At 73.5% G+C, this 26,314-nt stretch carries 25 protein-coding genes; 14 read left to right on the forward strand and 11 right to left on the reverse strand.

The window, feature by feature from the left end; genetic code table 11:
* Window positions 1-5: 5 nt before the first annotated feature.
* The 5 genes from EDC50_RS16285 to EDC50_RS02855 are packed head-to-tail and all read right to left on the reverse strand — an operon-like array spanning window position 6 to window position 2,929.
* Window positions 6-170, reverse strand: a complete 165-nt coding sequence (locus EDC50_RS16285; RefSeq protein ID WP_170167584.1) for a LiaI-LiaF-like domain-containing protein — start codon at window positions 168-170, stop codon at window positions 6-8.
* On the reverse strand, window positions 167-1,147 hold the full coding sequence (locus EDC50_RS02840; RefSeq protein WP_123768941.1) for a 5-oxoprolinase subunit C family protein: 981 nt from the start codon (window positions 1,145-1,147) through the stop codon (window positions 167-169). Before EDC50_RS02840 ends, EDC50_RS16285 begins: the two co-directional genes overlap by 4 nt.
* Window positions 1,144-1,845, reverse strand: coding sequence for a 5-oxoprolinase subunit PxpB (gene pxpB, locus EDC50_RS02845; protein ID WP_123768942.1), 702 nt, complete (start codon window positions 1,843-1,845; stop codon window positions 1,144-1,146). The genes EDC50_RS02840 and pxpB overlap by 4 nt, the downstream gene beginning before the upstream one ends.
* Window positions 1,842-2,261 carry an HIT domain-containing protein gene (locus EDC50_RS02850; RefSeq protein WP_123768943.1) on the reverse strand — a complete coding sequence of 140 codons (420 nt, stop codon included), beginning with the start codon at window positions 2,259-2,261 and terminating at the stop codon, window positions 1,842-1,844. Before EDC50_RS02850 ends, pxpB begins: the two co-directional genes overlap by 4 nt.
* A complete protein-coding gene (locus EDC50_RS02855; protein ID WP_123768944.1) occupies window positions 2,258-2,929 on the reverse strand; it encodes a dienelactone hydrolase family protein in 672 nt (223 codons plus the stop codon). Before EDC50_RS02855 ends, EDC50_RS02850 begins: the two co-directional genes overlap by 4 nt.
* Window positions 2,930-3,078: 149 nt before the next feature.
* On the opposite strand from EDC50_RS02855, the gene rimO reads away from it, so the two are divergent.
* A complete protein-coding gene (rimO, locus tag EDC50_RS02860; RefSeq protein ID WP_123768945.1) occupies window positions 3,079-4,437 on the forward strand; it encodes a 30S ribosomal protein S12 methylthiotransferase RimO in 1,359 nt (452 codons plus the stop codon).
* A 142-nt stretch (window positions 4,438-4,579) separates the two neighbouring features.
* Here rimO and greB read toward each other — a convergent pair whose 3' ends face one another.
* On the reverse strand, window positions 4,580-5,083 hold the full coding sequence (greB, locus tag EDC50_RS02865) for a transcription elongation factor GreB (RefSeq protein WP_123768946.1): 504 nt from the start codon (window positions 5,081-5,083) through the stop codon (window positions 4,580-4,582).
* 109 nt (window positions 5,084-5,192) lie between these two features.
* A complete protein-coding gene (locus tag EDC50_RS02870) occupies window positions 5,193-6,707 on the reverse strand; it encodes a helicase HerA-like domain-containing protein (protein WP_123768947.1) in 1,515 nt (504 codons plus the stop codon).
* 142 nt (window positions 6,708-6,849) lie between these two features.
* Between EDC50_RS02870 and EDC50_RS02875 the strand changes: the two genes are divergently transcribed.
* On the forward strand, window positions 6,850-8,394 hold the full coding sequence (locus tag EDC50_RS02875) for a transglycosylase SLT domain-containing protein (protein ID WP_123768948.1): 1,545 nt from the start codon (window positions 6,850-6,852) through the stop codon (window positions 8,392-8,394).
* A 67-nt stretch (window positions 8,395-8,461) separates the two neighbouring features.
* On the opposite strand, the gene asd is transcribed toward EDC50_RS02875, so the two are convergent.
* Window positions 8,462-9,310, reverse strand: a complete 849-nt coding sequence (asd, locus tag EDC50_RS02880; protein ID WP_123768949.1) for an archaetidylserine decarboxylase — start codon at window positions 9,308-9,310, stop codon at window positions 8,462-8,464.
* Window positions 9,311-9,454: 144 nt separating this feature from the next.
* Window positions 9,455-10,099 carry an SCO family protein gene (locus EDC50_RS02885; RefSeq protein ID WP_123768950.1) on the reverse strand — a complete coding sequence of 215 codons (645 nt, stop codon included), beginning with the start codon at window positions 10,097-10,099 and terminating at the stop codon, window positions 9,455-9,457.
* A gap of 88 nt (window positions 10,100-10,187) precedes the next feature.
* Between EDC50_RS02885 and prmB the strand changes: the two genes are divergently transcribed.
* The 8 genes from prmB to EDC50_RS02925 all read left to right on the forward strand — a co-directional run bounded on the left by prmB (window position 10,188) and on the right by EDC50_RS02925 (window position 18,324).
* Entirely contained in the window at window positions 10,188-11,117 is a 930-nt protein-coding gene (prmB, locus tag EDC50_RS02890) for a 50S ribosomal protein L3 N(5)-glutamine methyltransferase (RefSeq protein ID WP_123768951.1), read from the forward strand.
* 264 nt (window positions 11,118-11,381) lie between these two features.
* Window positions 11,382-12,485, forward strand: coding sequence for a chorismate synthase (aroC, locus tag EDC50_RS02895; RefSeq protein WP_123768952.1), 1,104 nt, complete (start codon window positions 11,382-11,384; stop codon window positions 12,483-12,485).
* The gene (locus EDC50_RS02900; RefSeq protein WP_123768953.1) at window positions 12,478-13,479 is read left to right on the forward strand and encodes a 2-hydroxyacid dehydrogenase; all 1,002 of its coding nucleotides are present in this window, start codon (window positions 12,478-12,480) and stop codon (window positions 13,477-13,479) included. The genes aroC and EDC50_RS02900 overlap by 8 nt, the downstream gene beginning before the upstream one ends.
* A 32-nt stretch (window positions 13,480-13,511) precedes the next feature.
* Window positions 13,512-13,862, forward strand: a complete 351-nt coding sequence (locus EDC50_RS02905) for an NIPSNAP family protein (protein WP_123768954.1) — start codon at window positions 13,512-13,514, stop codon at window positions 13,860-13,862.
* A 66-nt stretch (window positions 13,863-13,928) separates the two neighbouring features.
* Window positions 13,929-14,960, forward strand: a complete 1,032-nt coding sequence (locus EDC50_RS02910; RefSeq protein WP_123768955.1) for an aspartate-semialdehyde dehydrogenase — start codon at window positions 13,929-13,931, stop codon at window positions 14,958-14,960.
* 183 nt (window positions 14,961-15,143) lie between these two features.
* Entirely contained in the window at window positions 15,144-16,841 is a 1,698-nt protein-coding gene (locus EDC50_RS02915) for a type IV pilus assembly protein FimV (RefSeq protein WP_244922519.1), read from the forward strand.
* A 2-nt stretch (window positions 16,842-16,843) separates the two neighbouring features.
* Window positions 16,844-17,671, forward strand: coding sequence for a tRNA pseudouridine(38-40) synthase TruA (gene truA, locus EDC50_RS02920; protein WP_123768957.1), 828 nt, complete (start codon window positions 16,844-16,846; stop codon window positions 17,669-17,671).
* On the forward strand, window positions 17,668-18,324 hold the full coding sequence (locus EDC50_RS02925; RefSeq protein ID WP_123768958.1) for a phosphoribosylanthranilate isomerase: 657 nt from the start codon (window positions 17,668-17,670) through the stop codon (window positions 18,322-18,324). The genes truA and EDC50_RS02925 overlap by 4 nt, the downstream gene beginning before the upstream one ends.
* Window positions 18,325-18,393: 69 nt before the next feature.
* On the opposite strand, the gene EDC50_RS02930 is transcribed toward EDC50_RS02925, so the two are convergent.
* The gene (locus tag EDC50_RS02930; protein WP_123768959.1) at window positions 18,394-19,290 is read right to left on the reverse strand and encodes a LysR family transcriptional regulator; all 897 of its coding nucleotides are present in this window, start codon (window positions 19,288-19,290) and stop codon (window positions 18,394-18,396) included.
* A 104-nt stretch (window positions 19,291-19,394) separates the two neighbouring features.
* Between EDC50_RS02930 and trpB the strand changes: the two genes are divergently transcribed.
* The 4 genes from trpB (at window position 19,395) to glmM (ending at window position 24,098) form a co-directional block, all read left to right on the forward strand.
* Complete coding sequence (gene trpB / locus EDC50_RS02935) at window positions 19,395-20,609, forward strand: tryptophan synthase subunit beta (protein WP_123768960.1); 1,215 nt, start codon at window positions 19,395-19,397, stop codon at window positions 20,607-20,609.
* A 121-nt stretch (window positions 20,610-20,730) separates the two neighbouring features.
* Entirely contained in the window at window positions 20,731-21,528 is a 798-nt protein-coding gene (trpA, locus tag EDC50_RS02940; RefSeq protein ID WP_123768961.1) for a tryptophan synthase subunit alpha, read from the forward strand.
* Window positions 21,529-21,748: 220 nt separating this feature from the next.
* Complete coding sequence (gene accD, locus EDC50_RS02945; RefSeq protein ID WP_123768962.1) at window positions 21,749-22,630, forward strand: acetyl-CoA carboxylase, carboxyltransferase subunit beta; 882 nt, start codon at window positions 21,749-21,751, stop codon at window positions 22,628-22,630.
* 118 nt (window positions 22,631-22,748) lie between these two features.
* Window positions 22,749-24,098, forward strand: coding sequence for a phosphoglucosamine mutase (glmM, locus tag EDC50_RS02950; RefSeq protein ID WP_123768963.1), 1,350 nt, complete (start codon window positions 22,749-22,751; stop codon window positions 24,096-24,098).
* A 219-nt stretch (window positions 24,099-24,317) separates the two neighbouring features.
* Here the strand turns inward: glmM and EDC50_RS02955 are convergent, their stop codons facing one another.
* Window positions 24,318-26,237: a DUF3413 domain-containing protein gene (locus EDC50_RS02955; RefSeq protein WP_123768964.1), complete on the reverse strand. Its 1,920-nt coding sequence runs from the start codon at window positions 26,235-26,237 to the stop codon at window positions 24,318-24,320.
* Window positions 26,238-26,314 lie beyond the last annotated feature (77 nt).

The raw sequence follows: 26,314 nt of genomic DNA on the forward strand, positions 1-26,314 counted from the left end.
CGGCCTCAGCCCCGCTTGAACAGCATGCCCAGGCCGACCGCGATCAGCAGCGCCGGCCACCAGGTCATCAGCAGCCGGCCCAGGCTCATGTCGGTGAAGCCCAGGTTGTTGAGCAGGAACAGCGTGCCGAGGACGACCAGCACCAGCGCGCCGACGATGTTGGATTTCATGGGGATCTCGCCAGAGAACGGAAAAGAGGAGACGCGGCCGGATGCGCGTCGAGCATGAGCGCGATTCTGGCGAGCCGTGCCCGCGCGGCGCAAGCCAGGCGCTGTGCGGTCGCCGCGTCGCAGGGCGCGAAGCGCAAGGTGCGGCCGGGCAGGACTTGCGCCAGGCGCGGCAGATGCGCGGCGATCACGTGGCCCAGGCGCGGGTAGCCGCCGACGGTCTGCGCATCGGCGAGCAGCACGATCGGCTGGCCGTCCGGCGGCAACTGCAGGGTGCCGGGCGCCACCGGTTCGGACACGCCGTCCGCCGCGTCCGCGCGCAACGGCTCGCCGCGCAGGCGCAGGCCCTGGCGGTTGCTGCCGGGATCGACCCGCCAGGCGCGCGCCGCCAGCGCGTGCGCGCACGGATGCGGCGAGGGGCGGTACAGGATCGGCGCGTCGGCATCGTCGCCGTGGCGCGGATCGACCCACCACGCCGGCGCGCGCGGCGCCGCGCAATCGAACGCATCGGCGTCGCCCAGCGGCAGCACGTCGCCGGCGCGCAGCGCGCGCCCGTGCGCGCCGCCGAAGCCGCCGCGCAGGTCGGTGCTGCGGCTGCCGAGCACGGCCGGCAGCGCGATGCCGCCGGACACCGCCAGCCAGGCGCGCGCGCCGCCGCGCACCGCGCCCAGGTGCAGGGTGCCGGCAGGCAGTTCCACCGGGCGGCCGCAGGGAACCGCGACACCGTCGAAGCGCGCCTCGACCCGTGCGCCGACCAGCGCGATCCGCGCCGGCGCGTCGAAGCGCAGCGTCGGCCCGCGCAGCGCGATTTCCAGCACCGCCGCATCGACGTCGTTGCCGGCCAGGCGATTGGCCAGGCGCGCGGCATCCGGATCGAGCGCGCCGGCGCACGCCACGCCGAGATGCCGCCAGCCCGTGCGCCCGCCGTCCTGCACGGTGGTTTGCAGACCGGGCGCCAGCACCTGCAGGGCGCGGCTCATCGCGCGGCTCCGTCGAAGCCCGCTTCCGCCGCACCGACCGCGACGAACCGCACCCGGTCGCCGGGTTGCAGCAGCGCCGGCGGCTCGCGCGCCGGATCGAACAGCGCGAGCGGCGTGCGGCCGAGGATGCGCCAGCCGCCCGGGCTCTCGCGCGGGTAGATGCCGCTCTGGGCGCCGCCGATCGCCACGCTGCCGGCGGCCACGCGCGTGCGCGGCGTCGCCAAGCGCGGCAGCGCGAGCGCGGGGTCGAGCCCGAGCAGGTAGGGAAAGCCCGGCGCGAAGCCGATCATCGCGACGACGTAGTCGCCGGCGGCGTGGCGCTCGGCCAGCTGCGCCGGCGCCAGGCCAAGCTCGGCGGCGGCGGCTTCGAGGTCCGGCCCGCAGTCGCCGCCGTACGCGACCGGGATCTCGACGATCCGCGCCGCCTCCGGCGCGCGCGTCGCCGGGGCGTGCGCATCCGCCAGGGCGAGCAATTCGGCGCGTACGCGTGCCGGGTCCGCCGCCGGGTCGAAGAACACGCCGAGGCTGGCGAACGCCGGCACCAGGTCGCGCAGCCATTCCGGCGCGGCCTGGCGCAGGCGCGCGGCGACGGCGTGCACGCGGGCGTTGAGGTGCGGGTCGAGGCGCGCGCCGAAGCGCAGCAGCCAAGCGTCGTCGGCCAGCGCTTCGATCCCGCAGTCGCCGGGCGCGCCGCTCACGAGGCCAATGCGGCGCGCAGGCGTTCGATCCGCTCGACCAGCGCCTCCGGCGTGTACGGCTGCGCCGCGGCCATGCCCCAGACCGGCTTGGGCCAGGCGATGTCGTCGCGGAAGCGGGCGATCACGTGCACGTGCAGCTGCGGCACCAGGTTGCCGAGCGCGGCGACGTTGAGCTTGTCCGGCCGGAACGCGGCGCGCAGCGCGCGCGAGGCGCGGGCGATCTCGCGGGTCAGTTCGGCCTGCTGCGCCTCGTCCAGGTCGATCAGTTCGACCGCGTTCCCGACCCGCGGCACCAGGATCAGCCACGGATGGTGCGCGTCGTCCATCAGGCGCAACTCGCTGAGCGCGAACTGGGCGACGGGATGGGTGTCCTCGGCCAGCTGCGGGTGCAGCTGCCAGCGCGCGTCCCGGTTCATCGCAGGCTCTCGGCGAGGAAATCGACGGTGCGGCGCCAGGCCAGCCCGGCGCTGGCCGGGTGATGGGCGTGGTTGTCGACGTCGCGGTTGAACGCGTGGCCGGCGCCGGGATAGACGTGGATGCGCGCGTTCGGCTGGCGCCGCCGGTGCGCCTCGATGTCCTCCGGCGGGATGCTCGGGTCCTCGGCGCCGAAGTGGAACAGCATCGGCGCGCGCAGCGGTTCGTCCAGGAACGGCATCGTGCGCGCGCCGTAATACGACACCGCCGGCAGGCCGAGGCGGGTATTGGCGAGGAAGGCCACACTGCCGCCCCAGCAGAACCCGACCGCGCCGACGCGCAGGCCTTCGCCGTGCTGGAGCAGGTCGGCGGCGGCCTTGACGATGTCGATCGCGCGGTCGAAGCCGAGCTGTTCGCGCAAGGCGCGGCCGCGTTCGGTGCCGGCCGCGTCGTAGCCCAACTCGACCCCGCGCGCGATCGGGTCGTACAGCGCCGGGGCGAGGGCGACGAAGCCGGCGTCGGCGAAGCGCTCGGCGACGGCGCGGATGTGCGGGTTCAGGCCGAAGATTTCCTGCAGCACGAGCACCGCGCCGCGCGACGGGCCGGCCGGGTCAGCGCGCCAGGCGCGGACCGGGCCGTGGGCGGTATCGAGGTCGAGCCAGTGGGGCATGGCGGCGTTCAGTTTCGGGGGAAGCGGGCCAGGTCGATTCTAGCCCCCGGCGTATAATCCGCGGCTTTCCGCCGTTCGGTCGCAGCGAGCTTTCCGCTCCCCGGCGAACGACAACAGGTCCCCAGCCGGGACGCACCGCAGCCTTCGCCATGCCCCTAGCCCATCCCAAAGTCGGTTTCGTCAGCCTCGGCTGCCCCAAGGCGCTGGTCGACTCCGAGCGCATCCTGACCCAGCTCAAGGTCGAGGGCTACGAGATCGTGCCCAGCTACGACGCGGCCGACGTGGTGGTGGTCAACACCTGCGGCTTCATCGATTCGGCCGTCGCCGAATCGCTGGACGCGATCGGCGAGGCGATGGCCGAGAACGGCAAGGTCATCGTCACCGGCTGCCTCGGCAAGAGGCCGGAGCAGATCCGCGAGGCGCATCCGGGCGTGCTGGCCATCAGCGGCCCGCAGGACTACGCCAGCGTGATGCGGGCGGTGCACGCGGCGCTGCCGCCCCGGCACGATCCGTTCCTGGATCTGGTGCCCCGTCGGTCCAACGAGGCGGACACGGACGCGGTCGGGGTCAAGCTGACCCCCAAGCACTACGCCTACCTGAAGATCTCCGAAGGCTGCAACCATCGCTGCAGCTTCTGCATCATCCCGTCGATGCGCGGCGACCTGGTCTCGCGGCCGGTCGACCAGGTGCTGCGCGAGGCGGAAAAGCTGGTCATGGGCGGGGTCAAGGAACTGCTGGTGATCTCGCAGGACACCTCCGCCTACGGCGTCGACCTGAAGTACGCCGAGCGCGAATGGCGCGGCCGCGCCTACGCCACGCGGATGAAGGCGCTGTGCGAGGGGCTGGGCGAGCTGGGCGTGTGGACGCGGCTGCACTACGTCTATCCGTACCCGCACGTGGACGACGTGGTGCCGCTGATGGCCGAGGGCAGGCTGCTGCCGTACCTGGACATTCCGTTCCAGCACGCCAGCCCGCGCATCCTGCGGCTGATGAAGCGGCCGGGCGCGGTGGACAAGGTGCTCGAGCGCATCCGCCGCTGGCGCGAGATCTGCCCCGAGATCGCGATCCGCTCCACCTTCATCGTCGGTTTCCCCGGCGAGACCGACGCCGAGTTCGAGGAATTGCTGGACTTCCTCGACGAGGCGCAGCTGGACCGCGTCGGCGCGTTCGCCTACTCGCCGGTGGAGGGCGCCAGCGCCAACGCGCTGCCCGATCCGGTGCCGGAGGCGGTCAAGCAGGAACGCTTGGCGCGCTTCATGGAGCGGCAGGCGGAGATCTCCGCCGCGAAGCTCGAGGCCAAGGTCGGGACGGTGCAGCGCTGCCTGGTGGACGCGATCGACGGCGAGCTGGCGCTCGCGCGCTCGCGCTTCGACGCGCCGGAGATCGACGGCCTGGTGCAGATCCAGAACGGCTTCGAGGCCGGCCTCAGGCCCGGCGAATTCGTCGACGTCGAGATCATGGGCAGCGACGAGCACGACCTGTACGGCGAGGTCGCGTTCGACGACTGAGCGTCGCGGCTCTCCTTGCCCTCACCCGGCCCTCTCCCGCTTGCGGGAGAGGGAATGGAGTCGCCGCGATGCGTCTCACCGCCACCCATGAACCCTTCTCCCGCAAGCGGGAGAGGGGCCGGGGATGAGGGGGAGGCATGCCCTAGCGGCCGTAACGGATGTCGACGATCGCGAACCGCGCCGGCCCCGCCGGCAGTACGACCTCGAACTCCTCGTCCAGGCGCTTCTTCAGCATCGCCCGCGCCAGCGGCGAATCGATGCTGATCCAGCCGGCCCTGGCGTCGGTCTCGTCCGGGCCGACGATGCGGTAGCGCTGGCAGTCGCCGCTGGCCAGGTTCTCGACCTCGACGGTGGCGCCGAAGAACACCGCCTCCGGATCGCTCGGCGCGCCCTCGACCACGCGCAGCGCCGGCAGGCGCTTGCTCAGGTAGCGCACGCGGCGGTCGATCTCGGCCAGCTGCTTCTTGCGGTAGGTGTACTCGGCGTTCTCCGAGCGGTCGCCCTCGGCCGCGGCCGCGGCCAGCGCCTTGACCACCTCCGGCCGCTTCACCCGCCACAGTTCGTCGAGCTCGGCCTTGAGCCGGTCGTGGCCTTCACGGGTGATCAGCGCGGTGCTTTTCTCGGGAGGGGGACGCCAGCGGCCCATGGGCGAGGAACGAGCGAAGAGGAACGAGATGGGGAAGCTTGTCGCCGCGGCGGCCGCCGGACTCGCCCGCACGATACGGGCTCGTTCCCCGACGCTCGCCCCGGGGTTTTCAGCGGCGGCCGCCGAACAGCCCGCCGAGCAGCCCGCGCACGATCTGCTGGCCGATGCGGCTGCCGACCGTGCGCGCGGTCTGCTTGGCCATGGCCTCGACCATGCCCTGGCGGCGCCCGGTGCCGAACACCGCGTCCTTGACCGCCTGGCCGAAGCCGCCGTCCTCGGCCTCGTCCTGCTCGCGGGTGCGCGCGGGCGGCGCCTTGGCCTGCGCGGCGGCGGTTTCGGCGCGCTTGGCGAGCAGCTCGGTGGCGGATTCGCGATCGATGCGCTCGTCGTACTTGTGCCCGACCGGGCTGCCGGCGCGGACCTGGGCGCGCTCGGCCTCGGTGATCGCGCCCATGCGGCAGCGCGGCGGCGCGATGAGCGTCTTCTCCACCGGCATCGGCACGCCCTTGTCCTGCAGGGTCGAGACCAGCGCCTCGCCGGTGCCGAGCTGGGAGATCGTCGCGGCCACGTCCAGCGCCGGGTTCGGCACGAAGGTCTGCGCCGCGGTCTTCACCGCTTTCTGGTCGCGCGGGGTGAAGGCGCGCAGCGCGTGCTGCACGCGGTTGCCGAGCTGGCCGAGGATCTCGTCCGGCACGTCGTCGGGGAACTGCGAGCAGAAGTACACGCCCACGCCCTTGGAGCGGATCAGCCGGACCACCTGCTCGACCCGCTGCTGCAGCGCCGGCGGCGCGTCGTCGAACAGCAGGTGCGCCTCGTCGAACACGAACACCAGCTTGGGCTTGTCCAGGTCGCCCACCTCCGGCAGGGTCTCGAACAGCTCCGACAGCAGCCAGAGCAGGAAGCTGCTGTACAGCCGCGGCTTCAGCACCAGCTGTTCGGAGGCGAGCACGTTGATCAGGCCGCGGCCGTCGGGCGCGGTGCGCATCAGGTCGGCCAGCTCCAGCGCCGGCTCGCCGAAGAACATCTCGCCGCCTTCCTGTTCCAGCCGCAGCAGCGCGCGCTGGATCGCGCCGATCGACTGCGCGCTGACCAGGCCGTAGCGGGTCGAGATGTCCTTGCGCTCCTCGGCCACCAGGCCGAGCAGGGCGCGCAGGTCCTCCAGGTCGAGCAGCAGCAGGCCACGGTCGTCGGCCAGCTTGAACACGATGTCGAGCACGCCGCCCTGGGTGTCGTTGAGTTCGAGGATGCGCGCCAGCAGGGTCGGGCCCATCTCGCTGACGGTGGTGCGCACCGGGTGGCCGAGCTTGCCGAACAGGTCCCAGAACACCACCGGGTTGGGCTCGAAGCGGTGGTCGGGGATGCCGATCTCGGCGACGCGCGCGGCCAGCTTGTCGCTGCCCGCGCCGGCCACCGCCAGCCCCGAGACGTCGCCCTTCACGTCGGCCAGGAACACCGGCACGCCAAGGCGCGAGAAGCCTTCGGCCAGAGTCATCAGGGTCACGGTCTTGCCGGTGCCGGTGGCGCCGGCGACCAGCCCGTGGCGGTTGCCGAAGCGCGGCTGCAGGAACACCGGGCCCCCGCCGGTCGGGGACGTGACGGCCTTGCCGAGGAGGATCGGGTCCATGAGCGCGCTTCCTTGAAAGAGGGGCCAGGGACGGGATTCTATGCCCGAATCGTGAACAGCGGCCGGCGCGATCGCAGTTGCCGCGGCGCGCGGCGCGGGGCTACTCTGCCGCTCCTGTTCGCCGCCGCGCCCGCCGCCGTCCATGCCCGCTTCCCCACGTGTCCCCGTCGCGCTGCTCGCGCTCGGCCTGGTTGTCTTTTCCCGCGACGCCGACGCGCTGTCCAAGAAGGACCAGGCCGCGGTGGAGGCGCTGAACCAGCGCATGCAGGCGGCGGAGAGCCGCTATCGCCGCGGCGTGGTGATGATCGGCAACGCCGATCCGGCCGGCCGCGCCGAAGTCGACGCCGCGCTGCAGGACATGGAAGACACGATGGCCGCCTGCGCCAAGCAGAAGGGCTGTTCGCCGACCACGCTGCTGGCCGCGTACAAGCGCCTGCTCAAGCAGAACGCCGACGCCGCCAGCGGCGAGGAACTGCCGGAGGACGAGGCCGCCGCGGACGCGGCCGCCCTGGCCGCCGACGTGCCGGAGGCGGCGCGCGCGGCGGCGCTGCTGGACGCCGACGGCCGCCGCTTCGTGGAGATGGTGAAGTACAACCCGGCGGTGCAGGCCGGCATCCGCCGCTGGCTCACCGACATGCGCCCGGCGCTGATGGACTCGTACGAGAACTACCAGTACATGCGCCAGCTGATGTGGCCGCAGTTCCAGCGCGCGGGCCTGCCGGAGGCGCTGCTGTTCGGCATCCTGGCCAAGGAATCCAACGGCCGCGTGCATTCGACCTCGCGCGCCGGCGCGGCCGGGCCGCTGCAGTTCATGTACGCCACGGGCAAGCGCTTCGGCCTGGGCGACGACGGCACCGGCTTCGACACCCGTTACGACCCGCGGCGCGCCGCCGAGGCGGCCGCCGAGTACCTCAACGAACGTCTCGGCCAGCTCAACCGCAGCATCGAGCTGTCGCTCGCCGCGTACAACGGCGGCGAGGGGCGCGCGCTGCGGGTGTACAACGGCAGCGGCGGGCGCGACTTCTGGGACGAGAGCGTCTACACGCAGTTCCCGGCCGAGACGCGCGACTACGTGCCGATGGTGATCGCCGCCGCCTGGCTGTTCCTGCACCCGAAGGAATACGGCCTGCGCTTCCCCAAGGTCGACGCGCGCCCGGCGCCGCTGCGCCTGAGCCGGCCGAGCTCGATCTACGAACTGACCATCTGCATGGGCAACGGCGACACCCGCGACGGCTACATGCGCGCGCTGCGCAACCTCAACCCGCGCTACCAGGCCGACGCCTGGCTGCCGGCCGGCACCGTGCTCAACGCCACCGCCAAGATGGTGGGCCTGTACGGGCGCTGGTGCGAGAAGGGGCCGCGCGCCGACCTGGCGCACACCCTGGTGACCAGCGACCCGACCCGGGCGATCGTGCGCACCGGCCCGGTCACGCCGGTGGCCCCGGATGCGGGCATCGCCGCCGCGCCGCCGGCGGACGCGGACACCGCGGGGGAGGCGGCCGCCGCGGCGGTGCCCAGGCCGGCGCGCCCGGCGTCCTACACCGTGCAGCGCGGCGAGACCCTGCCGGCGATCGCGCAGAAGTTCCAGTGCGACACCGGCGGCCTGGCCCGCGCCAACGGCCTCAAGGCCCCGCGCTTCGCGATCAGGGCCGGGCAGAAGCTCAAGCTGGAAGGCTGCGAGGGCTAGGCCGATCGCGCTTCGCCGCGGCCGTTCGCGCCCGGCCTCGTTCCGTCCCGCTCTTCGAGGGGCCCGCTTATGGCGAAGCGAGCAGCCCCAGCCGTTCGCCCAGGCGCACCGGGCTTTCGGCGGCGAGCGCCGGGTCCAGGGCGACCACGCCCGGCGGCAGCAGCACGATCACCGTCGAGCCGTAATTGAAGCGCGCCATCTCGGCGAAGCGCGCCAGGACGATGCCGGCGCCGCGATAGTCCTTGCGCACCACCGCGTCGGCGTAGCGCGGGATCTCCACGCCGCTCCAGACCGTCTCCACGCCCGAGACCAGCAGCGCGCCGACCATCACCACCGCCATCGGGCCGAAGTCGGTATCGAAGTGGCAGACCAGGCGTTCGTTGCGCGCGAACAGGCGCGGCACGCTGCGCACCGCGTCGGGGCCGACGCTGAACAGCCGGCCGGGCACGTGCACGGTTTCGCGCAGCGTTCCGGTCCAGGGCATGTGCACGCGGTGGTAGTCGCGCGGCGACAGGTACACGGTGGCGAACGAGCCGGCGCGGAACGGCGCGGCCGCGGCCTCGTCGGCGAGCAGTTCGGCGGCGGTGAAGCCCTGGCCCTTGGCCTGGAAGATGCGGCCGTCCGCGATCGGTCCGCATTGGCTGATGCGGCCGTCGGCCGGCATCAGCAGCGCGCGCGGGTCCGGGTCGGGCGTGCGCGCCCCCGGCCTGAGCGCGCGGGTGAAGAACGCGTTGAACGTCGGGTAGGCGCGCGGATCCGGTTCGGCCGCCTCGCTCAGGTCGACGCCGAAGCGGCGCACCACCGCGTCGATCAGCCACTGCTTCACCCGCGGAGAACGCGAATAGGCGAGCGAACGCGCCGCCGAGGACAGCAGCCGGTGCGGCAGGACATGGGTCAGCAGGGTGGTGGGGCTCATCGCGTCGTCGTCGTGGGGAGTTGGGGGCGCATTCCGCTCGGGGCGCCGGCGGCCGGATCGAGGTTCAGCGCGCCGTCCCGGATGCGGCGAGGGGCGGCGCCGCCCATGCGGAACGCGCGGACGCCTCGCGGCATGCGGGGAGGCTCAAGGCCGGGCGCGGGTCAGCGCCGCCAGGTCGGCGCCGATCGCCTCCGGGTCCAGCGGCGGCTGCACGATGCCGGCCATGCGCCCCTCGGAGTCGAGCACGGCCAGGGTCGCGCTGTGGTCGACGCTGTACTGGTCCGCGGGAGCGCCTTCCGGCGCCGGCACCTTGGCGAACACCAGGCTCAGCGACTTGGCGAAGTTCTCCAGCGCCGGAATGTCCGCGGTCGCCGCCAGGGTGTCCTTGTGGAAGGCGTGCGCGTACTCGCCGATGCGGTCGGGCGTGTCGCGTTCGGGGTCCACGGAGACGAACAGCACCCGCGGCCGGCTGGCTTCGGGGAGCGCGGCCCATTGTTTCTGCGCCCGCGCCAGCTCGGCCAGCGTGGTCGGGCAGACGTCGGGGCAGTGGGTGAAGCCGAGGAACACCACGGTCCAGTGGCCCTTCAGCTCGCCCGGCACCAGCGCGGTGCCGTCGGACTGGCGCAGCGAGAACGGCGGCAGTTCGCGCGGCGACGGGAACAGCCGCACCGCGCGGGTCTGCGGCAGCGAGGAGGCGGCCGGCGCGCCGAAATGGCGCTGCGCGGCCCACAGCCCCAAGGCGGCGGCGACGGCGACGGCGAACAGCGTGAGGACGGTGCGGTTGGACATGGCGCTTCCCGGAACGCGCCCGCGCGGCGCGGAGGCCATGATAACGGGCGGCCGCTATAATCGCCGGCCCTTCCCGCCCCGCGCCGCCATGACCGACTCCGTCTCCTTCGAGCAGGTCTCGATCGTCGACCTGATCCGCTACGGCGGCAGCCGCTTCAACGAGGCCGGGCTGACGTTCGGCCACAGCTACGACAACGCGCTCGACGAAGCGACCCAGCTGGTGCTGCACGCGCTGCACCTGCCGCACGACCTGAGCCCGGTGTACGGCAACGCGCGCGTCACCGCCGAGGAGCGGGCGCGGGTGCTGGCCCTGTTCGAGCGCCGCATCCGCGAGCGCGTCCCCGCCGCCTACCTGACCGGCGAGGCCTGGTTCGCCGGGCTCAGCTTCAAGAGCGACCGCCGCGCGCTGGTGCCGCGCTCGCCGATCGCCGAGCTGATCGTCGCCGGCTTCGAGCCCTGGCTGGGCGGGCGTGCGGTCGAGCGCGCGCTCGACCTGTGCACCGGCTCGGGCTGCATCGCCATCGCGATGGGCCACTACCATCCGCATTGGCAGGTGGTCGGCGCGGACATCGACGAGGCGGCGCTGTCGCTGGCGGAGGAGAACAAGGCGCGCCTGCACGCGGACAACGTCGAGCTGCGCAAGTCGGACCTGTTCGCCGGCCTGCGCGGCGAGGTGTTCGACCTGATCGTGACCAATCCGCCGTACGTCACCGACGCCGAGACCGACGCGCTGCCGAGGGAATACGCCCACGAGCCCGAGCGCGGCCTGCGCGCCGGCGCGGACGGCCTCGACCTGGCGCTGAGGATCCTGCGCGACGCGCCCGGGCACCTGGGCGAGCACGGCCTGCTGATCTGCGAGGTCGGCGAGGCCGAGCGCGCGCTGACCGCGCTGCTGCCGGAGCTGCCGCTGGCCTGGGTCGAGTTCAAGGTGGGGCAGATGGGCGTGTTCGTGGCCGAGCGCGCCGACCTGGTCGAGCATCACGCACGGATCAAGCAACTGGCCGACGCGCGGGGCTGAAGCCGCGCCGCCCCGCCGCGCCGGGCCGTCGCGGTCCTGCGCTTCGTTCCCGGCGCGGAACCCGTCGTTCCACATGGCTCCCGCTGCGTCGTTCCCGCGAAGGCGGGCGCGGACGTTGCCCTGCCCGGGGAAGGCGGGCACCGGCAACGCCGGGGCGCCAACGGTGCCTTCGGCGGCGGGCCGAGCGGTTCCAGCAGCAACCGATCCGGCTTGCTAGAGTTGCCGCTCCCTTCCACGAGTGCGCGCCCCAGGCGCGACGCGAACGTGTCCAGCAATACCTTCGGCAAGCTGTTTGCGGTGACCACCTTCGGCGAGAGCCACGGGCCGGCGATCGGTTGCGTGATCGACGGCTGCCCGCCCGGCATCGGGATCGCGCCGGAGGACTTCCGCCGCGACCTGGAGCGCCGCGCCACCGGCCGCACCCGCCACACCTCGCAGCGCCGCGAGGCCGACGAGGTGGAGATCCTCAGCGGCGTGTACGAAGGCCGCACCACCGGCACGCCGATCGGGCTGCTGATCCGCAACACCGACCCGCGCAGCAAGGACTACGCGAGGATCGCCGAGCAGTTCCGCCCCGGCCACGCCGACTACGCCTACTGGCAGAAGTACGGCATCCGCGACCCGCGCGGCGGCGGCCGCTCGTCCGCGCGCGAGACCACGATGCGGGTGGCCGCGGCGGTGATCGCCAAGAAATGGCTGGCCGAGAAGTTCGGCGTGCGCGTGCAAGGCTACCTGTCGCAGCTGGGCGGGATCGTGCCGCGCGGCATCGACCTGTCGGTGGTGGAGGACAACCCGTTCTTCTGGCCCGATGCGCAGCAGGTGGCCGAGCTGGAGCGGTACATGGACGCGCTGCGCAAGTCCGGCGATTCGGTCGGCGCGCGCGTGGACGTGGTCGCCACCGGCGTGCCGCCGGGCTGGGGCGAGCCGGTCTACGGCAAGCTCGACGGCGAGCTCGCCGCCGCCCTGATGAGCATCAACGCGGTCAAGGGCGTGGAGATCGGCGACGGCTTCGCCAGCGTCGCGCAGAAGGGCAGCGAGCACCGCGACCGCATGACCCCGCAGGGCTTCGCCAGCAACCACGCCGGCGGCGTGCTCGGCGGCATCAGCACCGGGCAGCCGCTGCGCTGCTCGGTGGCGTTCAAGCCCACCTCGAGCCTGCGCCTGCCGGTCGAGGGGCTGGACGTGCACGGCAACGTGGTGGACGTGGTCACCACCGGCCGCCACGACCCCTGCGTGGGCATCCGCGCCACGCCCATCTGCGAGGCGATGGTCGCGCTGGTGCTGATCGACCAGGCCCTGCGCCACCGCGCCCAGTGCGGCGACGTCGGCACGGTGGCGCCGCGCATCCCGGGGCAGATCCATGGCTGAGGCGCGACGGCGCGTCTGGGTCTCGCAGCCGCTGTTCGACGACATCGTCGCGCGGCTCGACGCCCATTTCGACGTGATCCGCACCGCGGCCGTCACCCGGCACAGCCCGCAGGCCATCGCCGCGGCGCTGGCCCGCGCCGACGGCGCGCTGGTGACGCTGAACGACGCGATCGGCGCGGCGGAAGTGGCCGGCGCGCCGCGCCTGCGCGCGATCGCCAACGTCGGGGTCGGCTACGACAACATCGACCTGGCGGCGATGACGCGCGCCGGCATCCTGGTCAGCAACACCCCGGACGTGCTCACCGAGACCACCGCGGACTTCGGCTTCGCGCTGATGCTGGCCGCGGCGCGCCGGATCGGCGAAGCCGAACGCTGGCTGCGCGCCGGGCACTGGCGGCAGTGGAGCTTCGACACGCTGCTCGGCGGCGACGTGCACGGCGCGACGCTCGGCATCCTCGGCATGGGCCGGATCGGCCAGGCGGTCGCGCGCCGGGCCGCGGGCTTCCGCATGCGCGTGCTGTACCACAACCGCCGGCGCCTGGCCGACGCGGTGGAGCGCGACTGCCGCGCCGAGTACGTCGGCTTCGACGACCTGCTGGCGCGCAGCGACCACCTGATCCTGGTGCTGCCGTACTCGCCGCAGGCGCGCCACCTGGTGGACGCCGCGGCGCTGGCGAAGATGAAGCCGGGCGCGACCCTGACCAACATCGCCCGCGGCGGGCTGGTCGACGAGGACGCGCTGGCCGATGCGCTCGCGGCCGGGCGCCTGGCCGCGGCGGCGCTGGACGTGTTCGAGGGCGAGCCGGCGGTCAATCCGCGCCTGCTGGCGCTGCCGAACCTGGTGCTCACCCCGCACATCGCCAGCGCCAGCCGGGCCACCCGGCGCGCGATGGTGGCGTTGGCGGTGGACAATCTGCTCGCGGCGCTCGGCTACGGCCCGGACGCCGGGAAGCCGCCGACGCCGCTGAACCCGGAGGCGCTGGCGGTCGGCTGAGCGCCGCTGCGCCGCCCCTTGCCCCCACCGCCATGGTCCGCCTCGTCCAGATCCGTTCCTACCAGCTCAAGCCCGGCGCGACGGCCGCATTCCACCGCGCTTTCGTGGAACGGGCGGTGCCGTTGCTGCGACAATGGGGCCATGAGGTGGTCGCGTTCGGGCCGTCGCCGCACCAGGCCGACACGTACTTCCTGGCCCGCGCCTACGCCGACCTCGACGAGCTGCAGCGACGCCAGGATGCGTTCTACGCCTCCGACGCCTGGCGCCGCGGCCCGCGCGAGGCCATCGTCGCGCTGATCGAGCAGTACCTGGACACCGTGCTGTGGCTCTCGCCCGAGGCGGTGGACGACCTGTGCCGGCGCAACGGCGCGGCCGCCGGCTGAGCTCCTCATCGCAACACCCGCCGGACATCGGTCCGGCGGCTCCTCCCACCAGAGCAGAAGGAACCAATGAACGCCAAGAGCTCCTGCAATGTTGCCATCGTCGGTGCCACCGGCGCGGTCGGCGAGACCATGCTGAAGATCCTCGCCGAGCGCAAATTCCCCATCGGCACGTTGCACGTGCTGGCCAGCGAGCGCTCGGCCGGCGGGAAGATCGAGTTCGGCGCGAAAAAACGGGTGGTGCAGGACCTGGCCGCGTTCGACCCGGCCGGCGTCGACATCGCGCTGTTCTCGGCCGGCGGCGGCGTGTCCAAGGAGTACGCGCCGAAGTTCGCGGCCGCCGGCGCGGTGGTGATCGACAACTCCTCGGCGTTCCGCTACGACGACGACGTGCCGCTGGTGGTGTCGGAGGTCAATCCGGAGCAGGCGAGGAACCGCCCGCGCGGGATCATCGCCAACCCGAACTGCTCGACCATGCAGATGCTGGTGGCGCTGGCGCCGATCCACCGCAAGGTCGGCATCGAGCGGATCAACGTCGCGACCTACCAGTCCGTCTCCGGCGCCGGCCGTTCGGCGCTGGAGGAGCTGGGCCGGCAGACCGCCGGCATCCTCAACTTCCAGGACCCGGACCCGAAGCGCTTCCCGGTGCAGATCGCGTTCAACCTGATCCCGCACATCGACGAGTTCCAGGACAACGGCTACACCAAGGAAGAGATGAAGCTGGTGTGGGAGACGCGCAAGATCCTCGGCGACGACTCGATCCAGGTGAACCCGACCGCGGTGCGGGTGCCGGTGTTCTACGGCCATTCCGAGGCGGTGAACGTGGAGACGCGGGAGAAGATCACCGCCGCGCAGGTGCGCGAGCTGCTGGCGAGCGCGCCGGGCGTGGAGGTCGTCGACGAGCCCAGGGCGGGCGGTTATCCGACGCCGGTCACCCACGCCTCGGGCAACGATCCGGTCTACGTCGGCCGCATCCGCGAGGACTACTCGCACCCGCGCGCGGTCAATCTGTGGATCGTCTCCGACAACATCCGCAAGGGCGCGGCGCTCAACGCGGTGCAGCTGGCGGAGCTGGTCTGGGCCGAGCGCACGGCCGGCTGAGCCGGCCGCGCGCCCTTGCGCGCAAAGACGGAGGGCGCGGCGGCGCTTGCGGCCGCCGCGCTCTTGCCCGCGCCGATCCGCGCCCGGCCCCGGGGAAAAACGCGGTTCCGCGACGGCCGCGCATTGCGCCGCGGCCCCGGCGACGGCTAGAGTCGCCGCCGGAGTGGAGGGATTGAACCGGTCGTGAAGCACTACGCGCGCACTGCACTGACGCTGGCGCTGGCCTTGGCCAGCGGCACCGCGGCCGCGCTCGGCCTCGGCCAGATCGAGGTCAAGTCCAAGCTCGGCGAGCCGTTCCTCGCCGAGATCCCGATCGTGTCCAACGATCCGAGCGAACTGGAGAACCTGCAGGCCGAACTGGCCTCGCCGGCGGTGTTCGCGCGCGTCGGCCTGCAGCCGCCGGCCGGCGTGGTCGCCGACCTGCAATTCGCGCCGGCGCTGGACGCGAGCGGCAAGCCGGTGATCCGCGTCAGCAGCCAGCGGCCCGTGGACCAGCCGCTGCTGACCTTCCTGGTCTCGGTGGACTGGGGCCAGGGGCGCCTGGTGCGCGAATACTCGGCGCTGGTGGATGCGCCGCGCACCGTCTCCGCGCCGCTGCAGCCGCCGGTGGACGAGGCTGTGGCGTCGGCCCCGAACGTGATCGAGCGCCCGCCGCTCGCGACGCCGGAGGCCGCACCGCCGCCCGAACCGGCGCCGGGCGCCGGAGCGGAAAGGCCCGATGCGCAGGCCATCGCCGCGCGTCCTGCCGCGCCCGCGCAGGCCGCGGTGGCGCCGCCGCCGCGCCGCGTCGCCGAACCCTCCGGTCCCGGCGAGGACTACACCGTGCGCCGCGGCGATACGCTGTCGACGATCGCCGCGCGCCTGCCGGGCGAGGGCGGCCACACGCTCGACCAGGCGATGATCGCGTTGCTGCGCGCGAACCCCGACGCTTTCATCGGCGGCAACATCAACCGGCTCAAGGCCGGCGCGGTGCTGCGCGTGCCGGCGCAGGCCGAACTGGCCTCGGTCGACGCGCAGCAGGCGCGGCAGCTGGTCGGCAGCCAGATCCGGCAGTGGCGCGAAGCGCGGCGCGCGGTGCCGCAGCCGGCGACCGACGCGGTCGCGCCCGGGCCGAGCGTGGCCGACGTCGCCGCCGCGTCGCGCAGCGCCGACGCGCGTTTGGAAATCGTCCCGCCCGGCGCCGCGCAGGCGGCGAAGGCGGGCACCCAGTCCGGCATCCAGGCCGGCGGCGAGGGCGACATGCTCCGACAGGAACTGCAACAGACCCGCGAAACCCTGGCCGCGCGCGACGCCGAGATCCAGGAACTGAAGAGCCGCATCGGCGAGCTCGAGCAATTGCAGCGCAAGCAGCAGGAACTGATCGCGCTGAAGGACAGCGAGCTGGCCGCGGCGCAGCAGCGCCTGGCGCAGCGCGAGAACGCGCAGGCCGGCGCCTCGCCGCTGCCCTGGCTGGGCGGCGGCGCCGTCCTCGCGCTGGCGCTGCTCGGCGGCTGGTGGCTGTCGCGCCGGCGCCCGGCGCGCCCGGTGTTCCGCGCGCCGATCGCGGCCGCCGAGCCCTCGCTCGCGGACGCCTTCGCGCCGGACTCGGCCGAACCCGCCGCGACGCCGGAGCCTGCGCCGCGCGCACCGGCCCGGCACGACGCCGCGCCGCCGGCGGAAGCGCCGGCGCAGCCGGTGGTGCTGTTCGCCGCCGCGGGCGAGGCGGCCCGCAGCGAACCGTCGCTGGCGCCGGTGCCCGGCCAGGAGCGCCTGGAGCTGGCCCGCGCCTATCTCGACCTCGGCGACCGCGACAGCGCCCGCCAGCTGCTGCACGAGGTCGCCGCCGAAGGCGACCAGGCCGCGCGCCAGCAGGCCGCGCGGATGCTGCAGGACCTGGGCTGAGCGTGCCTGCGACGGCCGTCGACGACGCGCCACGCGCGTACCGCTACGCCGCCGGCGTCGAATACGACGGCGGCGCGTTCTCCGGCTGGCAACGCCTGAGCAAGCACGGCGAGCCCGACCCGCCGGGCGAAGCCACGCTGCAGGGCGCGATCGAGGCGGCGCTGTCGTTCGTGGCCGGCGCGCCGATCGAGACCGTCTGCGCCGGCCGCACCGACGCCGGCGTGCACGCCGAGTGCCAGGTGATCCACTTCGACAGCCCGGTCGCGCGCGACCCGCGCGGCTGGGTGCTGGGCGCGACCGCGCAGCTGCCGCCGCAGGTCTGCCTGCGCTGGTGCCGGCCGGTGCCGCCCGGATTCCACGCCCGTTTCTCGGCCCGCGCCCGGCGCTACCGCTATCGCATCCTCAACCGGCCGGTGCGGCCGGCGCTGGGCCGGCAGTACCTGGCCTGGGAACGGCGGCCGCTGGACGCCGGGGCGATGCACCGCGCGGCGCAGGCGCTGCTGGGCGAGAACGACTTCTCCGCGTTCCGCACCGTGCACTGCCAGGCGCCGCACGCGCGCCGCGAACTGCAGGAGATTTCGGTCCGGCGCGCCGGCGAGGTCGTCGAGATCGAGGTCCAGGCCAACGCCTTTCTTCACCACATGGTGCGCAACATCGTCGGTAGTCTGTTGCTGGTCGGCCGTGGCGAACGGCCGGAGGCGTGGATCGGCGAACTGCTGGCCGGGCGCGACCGCACCGTGGCCGGGCCGACCGCGCCGGCCGCGGGCCTGACGTTTTTGGGGCCGCGCTATCCCGCCGAATGGCACCTGCCCGCGGAGGTCACGTTGTGAGCCGACTCCTGTTCCGCACCCGGATCAAGTTCTGCGGCATGACCCGCCCGGGCGACATCCGGCTGGCCTGCGAGCTGGGCGCGGACGCGATCGGGTTCGTGTTCGCGCCCGGCAGCCCGCGCCGGCTCGACCCGGAGGAAGCGCGGGCGATGCGCAACGCGCTGGCGCCGCTGGTCGACGCGGTGGCGTTGTTCATGGACAACCCGGCCGAGGAGGTCCGCGAGGTGGTGCGGCGGGTGCGTCCCAGCCTGCTGCAGTTCCACGGCAGCGAGGACGACGCGTTCTGCCGCGGCTTCGGCGTGCCGTACCTGAAGGCGGTGCCGATGGGCGACGATCCGCGCGCCTACACCGCGACCGCGCTGCAGCTGCGCTATCCGGGCGCGGCCGGCTTCCTGTTCGACAGCCACGTGCGCGGCGGTTCCGGCGGCAGCGGGCGCACCTTCGACTGGGCGCAGATCCCGTCCGGCCTGCACAAGCCGTTCGTGCTCGCCGGCGGCATCACCCCGGACAACGTGTTCGACGCGGTGCTCACCGTACAGCCCTGGGGCGTGGACGTGTCCAGCGGCATCGAGAGCGCGCCCGGCATCAAGGACGGCTACAAGATGCGCCGCTTCGTCGAGGAAGTGCGCCGGGCCGACTGCCACATCGGTTGAGCCGCGCCGCAAGCGCGACGGGACCTTGCCCGTCGCGGCCCTGCGGATCGTGGCGTCACGGCGACGGCGTCACGGCGCGTCCCCGGCCAGCGCCTCGCGCAGCCATGCGGCCAGCCGCGCCACGCGCGGGTCGCCGCGGCGCCGCGGCTCGCACAGGATCCAGCGGCCGGCGGTTTCCACGAAGCCCCAAGGGGCGTGCAGGCGCCCGGCGGCGAGGTCCTGCGCCACCAGCGGCTGCGGCGCGATCGCCACGCCGAGTCCCGCCACGGCGGCTTCGAGCAGGTAATAGAGATGGGCGAAGCCGGTGCCCAGGCGCAGCCGTCCCGTGGGCAGGCCGACGGCCGCCGCCCAGTCGGGCCAGGCCTGCGGCCGCGAGGCGGTGTGCAGCAGTTCGAAGTCGAGCAGCGCCCGCGGCGCGGCGGTGCGCAGGCGGTCGAATGCCGGGAAGCGCGGGCCCAGCACCGGGCCGATCCGCTCCGGTGCCAGCTCGTGTACCCGCCACTCGCGCGGCCAGGGCGGGGCGGCGATCAGCAGGGCCGCGTCGAGCCCGGTCAGCGCCGGGTCCGGCGCGGTTTCGCTGGCGGCCAGGTGCAGGCGCAGGTCCGGCAGTTCGCGGCCGAGCCGGTCCAGCCGCGGGATCATCCATCGCGCCAGCACGCTGCCCGGGCAGCCCAGCACCAGCGGCGCCTGCGCCGGCCGCCGGCGCAGCTCGGCCCAGGTCGCGCGCAGCGGCTCGAACGCCGTCTCGGCCGCCGCATGCAGGCGCCGCCCCGCCGGCGTCAGCGCCAGGCCGCGGCCCTGGCGGACGAACAGCGCCGTGCCCAGCGCCTCCTCCAGCGCCCGCAACTGCCGGCTCACTGCGCCGTGGGTGACGTGCAGCTCGGCCGCGGCGCGGCTCACGCCGTCCAGCCGCGCCACCGCCTCGAAGGCGCGCAGGGCGTTGAGCGGGGGCAGGTCGCGGCTCATGTGAGTTTTCCTGACGAACCAGGACGATTTTATGCGTTTTTGTGAGGGCTGGCCTGCGATAACCTGACGGTATCGCCGGCGTGTGCCGGCCCCGGTTCGCCGCGATGAACGCCCGCATCGAAGACTTCCACGCCTATCCCGACCCGTCCGGCCATTTCGGCCGCTATGGCGGCCGTTTCGTCGCCGAGACCCTGATCGGCCCGCTGCAGGAACTGGCCGCGGCCTACGACGCGGCGCGGGTCGACCCCGCGTTCGTCGCCGCGTTCGAGCGCGACCTCGCCCACTACGTCGGCCGCCCCAGCCCGATCTACGAAGCCTCGCGCCTCAGCCGCGAGGTCGGCGGCGCGCGCATCCTGCTCAAGCGCGAGGACCTGAACCACACCGGCGCGCACAAGATCAACAACACCATCGGCCAGGCGCTGCTGGCCAGCCGCATGGGCAAGAAGCGGATCATCGCCGAGACCGGCGCCGGCCAGCACGGCGTGGCCAGCGCCACGGTGGCGGCGCGGCTCGGGCTCGAGTGCGTGGTGTACATGGGCGCCACCGACATCGAGCGGCAGAAGATCAACGTCTACCGGATGAAGCTGCTCGGCGCGACCGTGGTGCCGGTCACCAGCGGCTCGGCCACGCTGAAGGACGCGCTCAACGAGGCGATGCGCGACTGGGTGACCCACGTCGCCGACACCTTCTACATCATCGGCACCGTCGCCGGGCCCGACCCGTACCCGCGCATGGTGCGCGACTTCAACGCCGTGGTCGGGCGCGAGGCGCGCGCGCAGATGCTGGCCGAGTACGGCCGCCTGCCGGACGCGGTGACCGCCTGCGTCGGCGGCGGCAGCAACGCGATCGGCATCTTCCATGCCTTCCTCAACGACCCCGGCGTGCGCCTGGTCGGCGCCGAGGCGGCGGGCGAGGGCGTCGCCAGCGGCCGCCACGCCGCGTCGCTCGCGGCCGGCCGCCCCGGCGTGCTGCACGGCAACCGCACCTACGTGCTGTGCGACGACGACGGCCAGATCGTGGAGACGCATTCGGTCTCGGCCGGCCTCGACTATCCCGGCGTCGGCCCCGAGCACGCTTTCCTCAAGGACGCCGGCCGCGCCGAATACGTCGGCGTCACCGACGAGCAGGCGCTGGCGGCGTTCCACCGCCTGACCCGCACCGAAGGCATCCTGCCGGCGCTCGAGTCCAGCCATGCGGTGGCGCAGGCGATCGAGCTCGCGCGCGGGCTGCCGAAGGACGCGATCGTGCTGTGCAACCTCTCCGGCCGCGGCGACAAGGACGTGCATACGGTGGCCGCGCGCGAAGGCCTGTCGCTGTGATGCGGGAGCCGAGGGAGGGAAGCGGGCAGCGGGAGGAAGGCGGCTCCCCCCTTTCCCGGACTCCCGCATCCATCCGATCCGCCGCTCCGCTTCTCTTCCCCCATTTCGTGCCTCTCGTGCCATGAGCCGAATCGATACCCGCTTCGCCGCGCTCCGTCGGCAGGGCCGCAAGGCGCTGATCCCCTTCGTCACCGCCGGCGACCCCGCGCTCGAGGCGACGGTGCCGGTGATGCACGCCCTGGTGGAGGCCGGCGCCGACGCGATCGAGCTGGGCGTGCCGTTTTCCGACCCGATGGCCGACGGGCCGACCATCCAGCGCAGCTCCGAGCGCGCGCTGGCGCGCGGCGCGGGCCTGCGCTTCGTGCTCGACGCGGTGCGCCGCTTCCGCGAGCGCGACGCGGACACGCCGGTGGTGCTGATGGGCTATCTCAACCCGGTCGAGATCCGCGGCGCCGCGCGTTTCGCCGCCGACGCAGCCGCGGCCGGCGTCGACGGCGCGCTGCTGGTGGACCTGCCGCCCGAAGAGGGCGGCGAGTTCCGCCAGGCCTTCGCCGCACAGGATCTCGCGCTGATCCTGCTGGCCTCGCCGACCACGCCGGAGGCGCGCCTGCAGGCGCTGTGCGACCAGGCGCAGGGCTATCTCTACTACGTCAGCTTCGCCGGCGTGACCGGCGCCGACCGCCTCGACGCCGGCGCCGCGGGCGAACGCCTGCAGGCGTTGCGCGCGCGCAGCCGCGCGCCGGTGGTGGCGGGCTTCGGCATCAAGGACGCGGCCTCGGCGGCGGCGATGGCGCGCCAGGCCGACGGCGTGGTGGTCGGCAGCGCCCTGGTGGCGGCGCTGGCCGGAGCCGCCGACCCGGTCGCCTGCGCGCGCGACTTCCTCGCTCCGCTGCGCGCCGCGCTGGACTCCCGTTCCTGACGCCCTGCGGTCCGCCGCCCTGCGCCGCAGCCGCGCGCGAGCCCTGCGTGCGGCTCGCCCCTGCGGATCGCAAACGGCGCCCCCCGCGGGAATCGCGGGCGCCGCGCCGGCACACCCTTCGCGGCGCCGCCGCTCCGGCGCACGCGCGCCCCTGCGCTAAACTGGCCCGCTCGGCCGGTTCCGCGGCCGCCTTCCAGCCTGAACGGGGATCGCCCAACGCATGTCCTGGCTCAAGAAACTGATGCCCTCCGGGATCCGCACCGAGACCGGCGCCGCCAAGCGCCGCAGCGTGCCGGAAGGGCTGTGGGAGAAGTGCGACCGCTGCGGCGCCGTGCTCTACCGCAAGGAGCTCGAGGAGAACCTCGAGGTCTGCCCGAAGTGCGACTTCCACATGCCGATCCGCGCCCGCGCCCGCCTGGCCGCGCTGCTCGATCCCGGCAGCGGCCGCGAGATCGCCGCCGAACTCGGCCCGACCGACGTGCTCAAGTTCAAGGACCAGAAGCGCTACGCCGACCGGATCAAGGCGGCGCAGAAGGCCACCGGCGAACGCGACGCGCTGATCGCGATGCAGGGCACGCTCAAGGGCCGGCCGCTGGTCGCCGCGGCGTTCGAATTCGCCTTCATGGGCGGCTCGATGGGCTCGGTGGTCGGCGAGCGCTTCGCCCGCGCCGCCGAGACCGCGATCGAACTGGGCTGCCCGTTCGTGTGCTTCTCCGCGACCGGCGGCGCGCGCATGCAGGAGAGCCTGTTCTCGCTGATGCAGATGGCCAAGACCTCGGCGGTGCTCGGGCGCATGCGCGCCAGGGGCCTGCCCTTCGTCTCGGTGATGACCCATCCGACCACCGGCGGCGTGTCGGCCTCGTTCGCGATGCTCGGCGATCTCAACCTGGCCGAGCCCGAGGCCCTGATCGGTTTCGCCGGCCCGCGCGTGATCGAGCAGACCGTGCGCGAGACGCTGCCGGAAGGCTTCCAGCGCTCGGAGTTCCTGCTCGAGCACGGCGCGCTCGACCAGATCTGCGACCGCCGCGAGCTGCGCGACCGCCTGGCCACGCTGCTGGCCTTGCTGATGCGCCAGCCGGCGCCGCAGGACGAAGCGGCGTGACGCGGGCAGGGGGGCGCAGCGGAATGCGCCAAGGCGGGATTGCGGCCGATCGCGAACGCTCCCCACGCTCCGCGTTCCGGTCCTTCCCGTCCCCACTTCCACGACACGACTCCATTCGATGACCCGTAAATACTTCGGCACCGACGGCATCCGCGGCCGCGTCGGCGAGGGCGCGATCTCGGCCGACTTCGTCCTCCGCCTCGGCAACGCCTACGGCCACGCGCTGCCGCGCCCGAGCTGGCGCAACCCGGTGGTGGTGATCGGCAAGGACACCCGCATCTCCAACTACATGTTCGAGGCCGCGCTCGAGGCCGGCCTGGTCGCCGCCGGCGTGGACGTGCAGCTGATGGGGCCGATGCCGACGCCCGCGGTCGCGCACCTGACCCGGTCGCTGCGCGCCGACGGCGGCATCGTGATCTCCGCCTCGCACAACCCGCACCACGACAACGGCATCAAGTTCTTCTCCGCCGACGGCGAGAAGCTCGACGACGCCACCGAGTTGGCGATCGAGGCGGCGCTGGAGCGGCCGTTCCGCACCGTGCCGTCCGAGCGCCTGGGCAAGGCGTTGCGCACCCGCGACGCGCTCGGCCGCTACATCGAGGCTTGCAAGAGCTCGGTGCCGAAGGGCTTCGACCTCGGCGGCCTGCGCATCGTCATGGATTGCGCCAACGGCGCCACCTACCAGCTCGGCCCGCTGGTGCTGGGCGAGCTCGGCGCGCGCGTCGACGCGATCGGCATCGAGCCCAACGGCGTCAACATCAACGACGGCGTCGGCTCCACCCACCCCGAAGCGCTGGCCGAGCGGGTCCGGGCCACCGGGGCCGACCTCGGCATCGCCTTCGACGGCGACGGCGACCGCGTGCTGTTCGTGGACGCGGAGGGCGAGGTGCGCGACGGCGACGACCTGCTGTACGTGCTCGCGACCGACTGGCAGGAAAGCGGCCGCCTGCGCGGCCCGGTGGTCGGCACGCTGATGACCAACTACGCGCTCGAGCGCGCGCTGCAGCAACGCGGGGTCGGATTCGTCCGCGCCAAGGTCGGCGACCGCTACGTGCACCAGCAGCTGACCGCCCACGGCGGCGTGCTCGGCGGCGAGGCCTCCGGCCACCTGCTGTGCCTGGACCGCACCAGCACCGGCGACGGCATCGTCAGCGCGCTGCAGGTGCTGGAGGTGCTGCAGCGGCGCGGGCGGTCGCTGCGCCAGGCGCTCGATGGCTTCCGCAAGGTGCCGCAGAAGACCGTCAACGTGCACTACCAGGCCGGCGCCGCGTTGCCGACCGAGGCCGAATCGGTGCAGGCCGCGCTGGCGCGCGCGCAGCAGGCGGTGGCCGGCCGCGGCCGCGCCTTCCTGCGCCCGTCCGGCACCGAGCCGGTGGTGCGGGTCACGGTCGAGGCCGACGATGCGGCGCTGATGCAGTCCACCCTCGACGCGCTCGCCGATGCGGTGCGCGCCGCGGCGGGGGCATGACGGGCCACCCCGCGCGCGCCCCGCTGGGTGCGGGCGCGCCGCAGGCGAAACCCCTCCCTGCGCCGCCTTCCGCCCGCTAACGAGCGACGACGCGGCGCAAGCGCCCGTTTGCCCCGCCCGGCGCCGGGGACGGCTCCGGACGACCCGGCCCCGCCGTCATGGCTGCGAACGCGGGGCTTTGCGCCTTCGGCGCCACAGCGCCTGAGGTTTCCAACGAAGTCACCGGCTCGCGGCTTTCGCAGGGTCGCGTTGCTCCTCGGAGCCTCCCTGGGCGCGGCCCGCCGCTCCGCCCTGGTAGCGCGTCAGCATTTCCCACGCGCTGGCGATCACCGCCGGATCCGGCCGGGCGTCGTCGATCGGCCGGTAATCCGGGCCGACCACGCTGGCCGAGCCGAAGCTGTCGAACAGGTAGGTGCGTCCGCCGTCGCGGATGCCGCGCTGCGACCAGCTCTCCACCAGCAGCGGCCGTCTTTGCGGCCCGGGGGCGAACAGATCGTGCCCGGTGCTGTAATCGCCGCTGTCGTTGGTGCAGCCGAAGGCGTGCCGCATCAGGGTCGGCACCAGGTCCTCGTGCGAGGTGATCCGCGCCACCGCCTGCGGCGGCCGGCCCGGCCAGCGCAGCACCAGCGGGGTGCGCAGCTGCCAGTCGGAGAAATTGCCGTTGTGGCCCCAGTAGTTCAGGCCCAGGTCGTTGAACTCCTCGCCGTGGTCGCCGGTGATCGCGACGATGGTGTCGTCCGCCAGCGCCGTCTCCTCCAGCGTGCGCAGCAGCATGCCGATCAGCTCGTCGCTGTAGCGCACCGCGGCGCGGTAGCGGTTGAACTCGGGCGTGGGGTCGTGTTCCGGGCCGAGCCTGAGGAAGTTCACTTCTTGCGCCATCGGCTGGAACGGCGCCGCGTAGCCCGGCGGCAGGTGGTAGGGCGCATGCGGCGAATCCAGGAACACGAAGCCGAAGAAACGGCGCTCGCGCGGCTGGCGATGCAGGTCCTGGCGCAGGCGGTCGATCACGTAGCGGTCGCGCAGCGCGCCGTTCGGGCCCTTGGGGGCGTTGACGATGCGGTCGCGCACCGCCGAGAACACGGTGCGGTCGAACTCCGGGCTGTACAGCGGCGCGCTGCCGTAGAGGCGCATGTCGTAGCCCGCCTGGCGCAGCCGGTCGATCAGCACCGGGCCGCGTTGTTCGGCCAGCATCGCGTGCCAGTACCCGCCGGGCAGGCCGTACATCAGCCCGAACAGGCCGAAGCGGGTGGCGTTGCCGGCGCTGTAGTGGCGGTCGAAGCGCCAGGCGTCCCGGGCATAGGCCCAGGTCAGCGGCATCGTCCGCGGCGCCAGCATGTCGTGGCGCAGCGATTCGACGACGACGATCAGCAGGTTGTACCGGGGACGGGCGGCGCACTGCAGCGGCCTCAGGGGGTAGCGCAGCGCGCCGCCGCCGACCTCCGGCGGGCGTTCGGCGGCGCCCGCGCCGGTCACGCCGAAGCGGTGCAGCGCGCGCTTGAGCGTGATCGGCTTGGCCCAGGGGATGTAGACCAGCTGGCGCAGCATCGCGCGCTCGCCGCGGGCGTCGTAGTAGGCGGCCATCGCCTGGCCGGCGACCATGATCGCCAGCGCGACCCAGCCGGCGCGCCGCACCGCGACCAGCCCCGGCCAGCGCCACAGCAGCCGCCAGCAGCCCCAGGCCAGGGCGATCTGCACCGCCAGCAGCGCCGCGCCCGCGGCGGCCAGCGTCGCCCACATCCGCGGCGAGAAGGTGACCTGTTCCTGCAGCGCGCCGCCGAACAGCATGTTCGCGACCATGCCGTTGAGGTGGAAGCGGTACAGCGCGAAGACCTTGCTGTCGGCCAGCAGCAGCGCCAGCCACAGGGTCTGCAGCAGCACCGCGACCACGGTCAGCCAGCGCGCGCTGCGCAGCACGCGGCCGACGATCCAGGCCGGCAGCCCGAGCAATCCGCCGAAGAACAGGAAGTGCCCGCTCATCGCCAGCCCCAGGAACAGCAGCGGGGCGGGGGCGCCGAGCTCCGCGAACGGGATGTTGCGGGCGGCGACCAGGATCGCGAGGACGACATTGGCCAGGGTGAAGCCGGTCAGCCAGGCCAGGGGCCGGCGCCGGTGCCCCGGACCGAGGAGGGCGGCATCCATGACTGCGTGCTTCGTATCGTGGGCCCGGGGCCGGGCTGCGGCCGTCATTATCCCGCAACAAAGCCCGCGACGGCACG

It is taken from the genome of Vulcaniibacterium tengchongense, assembly GCF_003814555.1.
Lineage (GTDB): Bacteria > Pseudomonadota > Gammaproteobacteria > Xanthomonadales > Xanthomonadaceae > Vulcaniibacterium > Vulcaniibacterium tengchongense.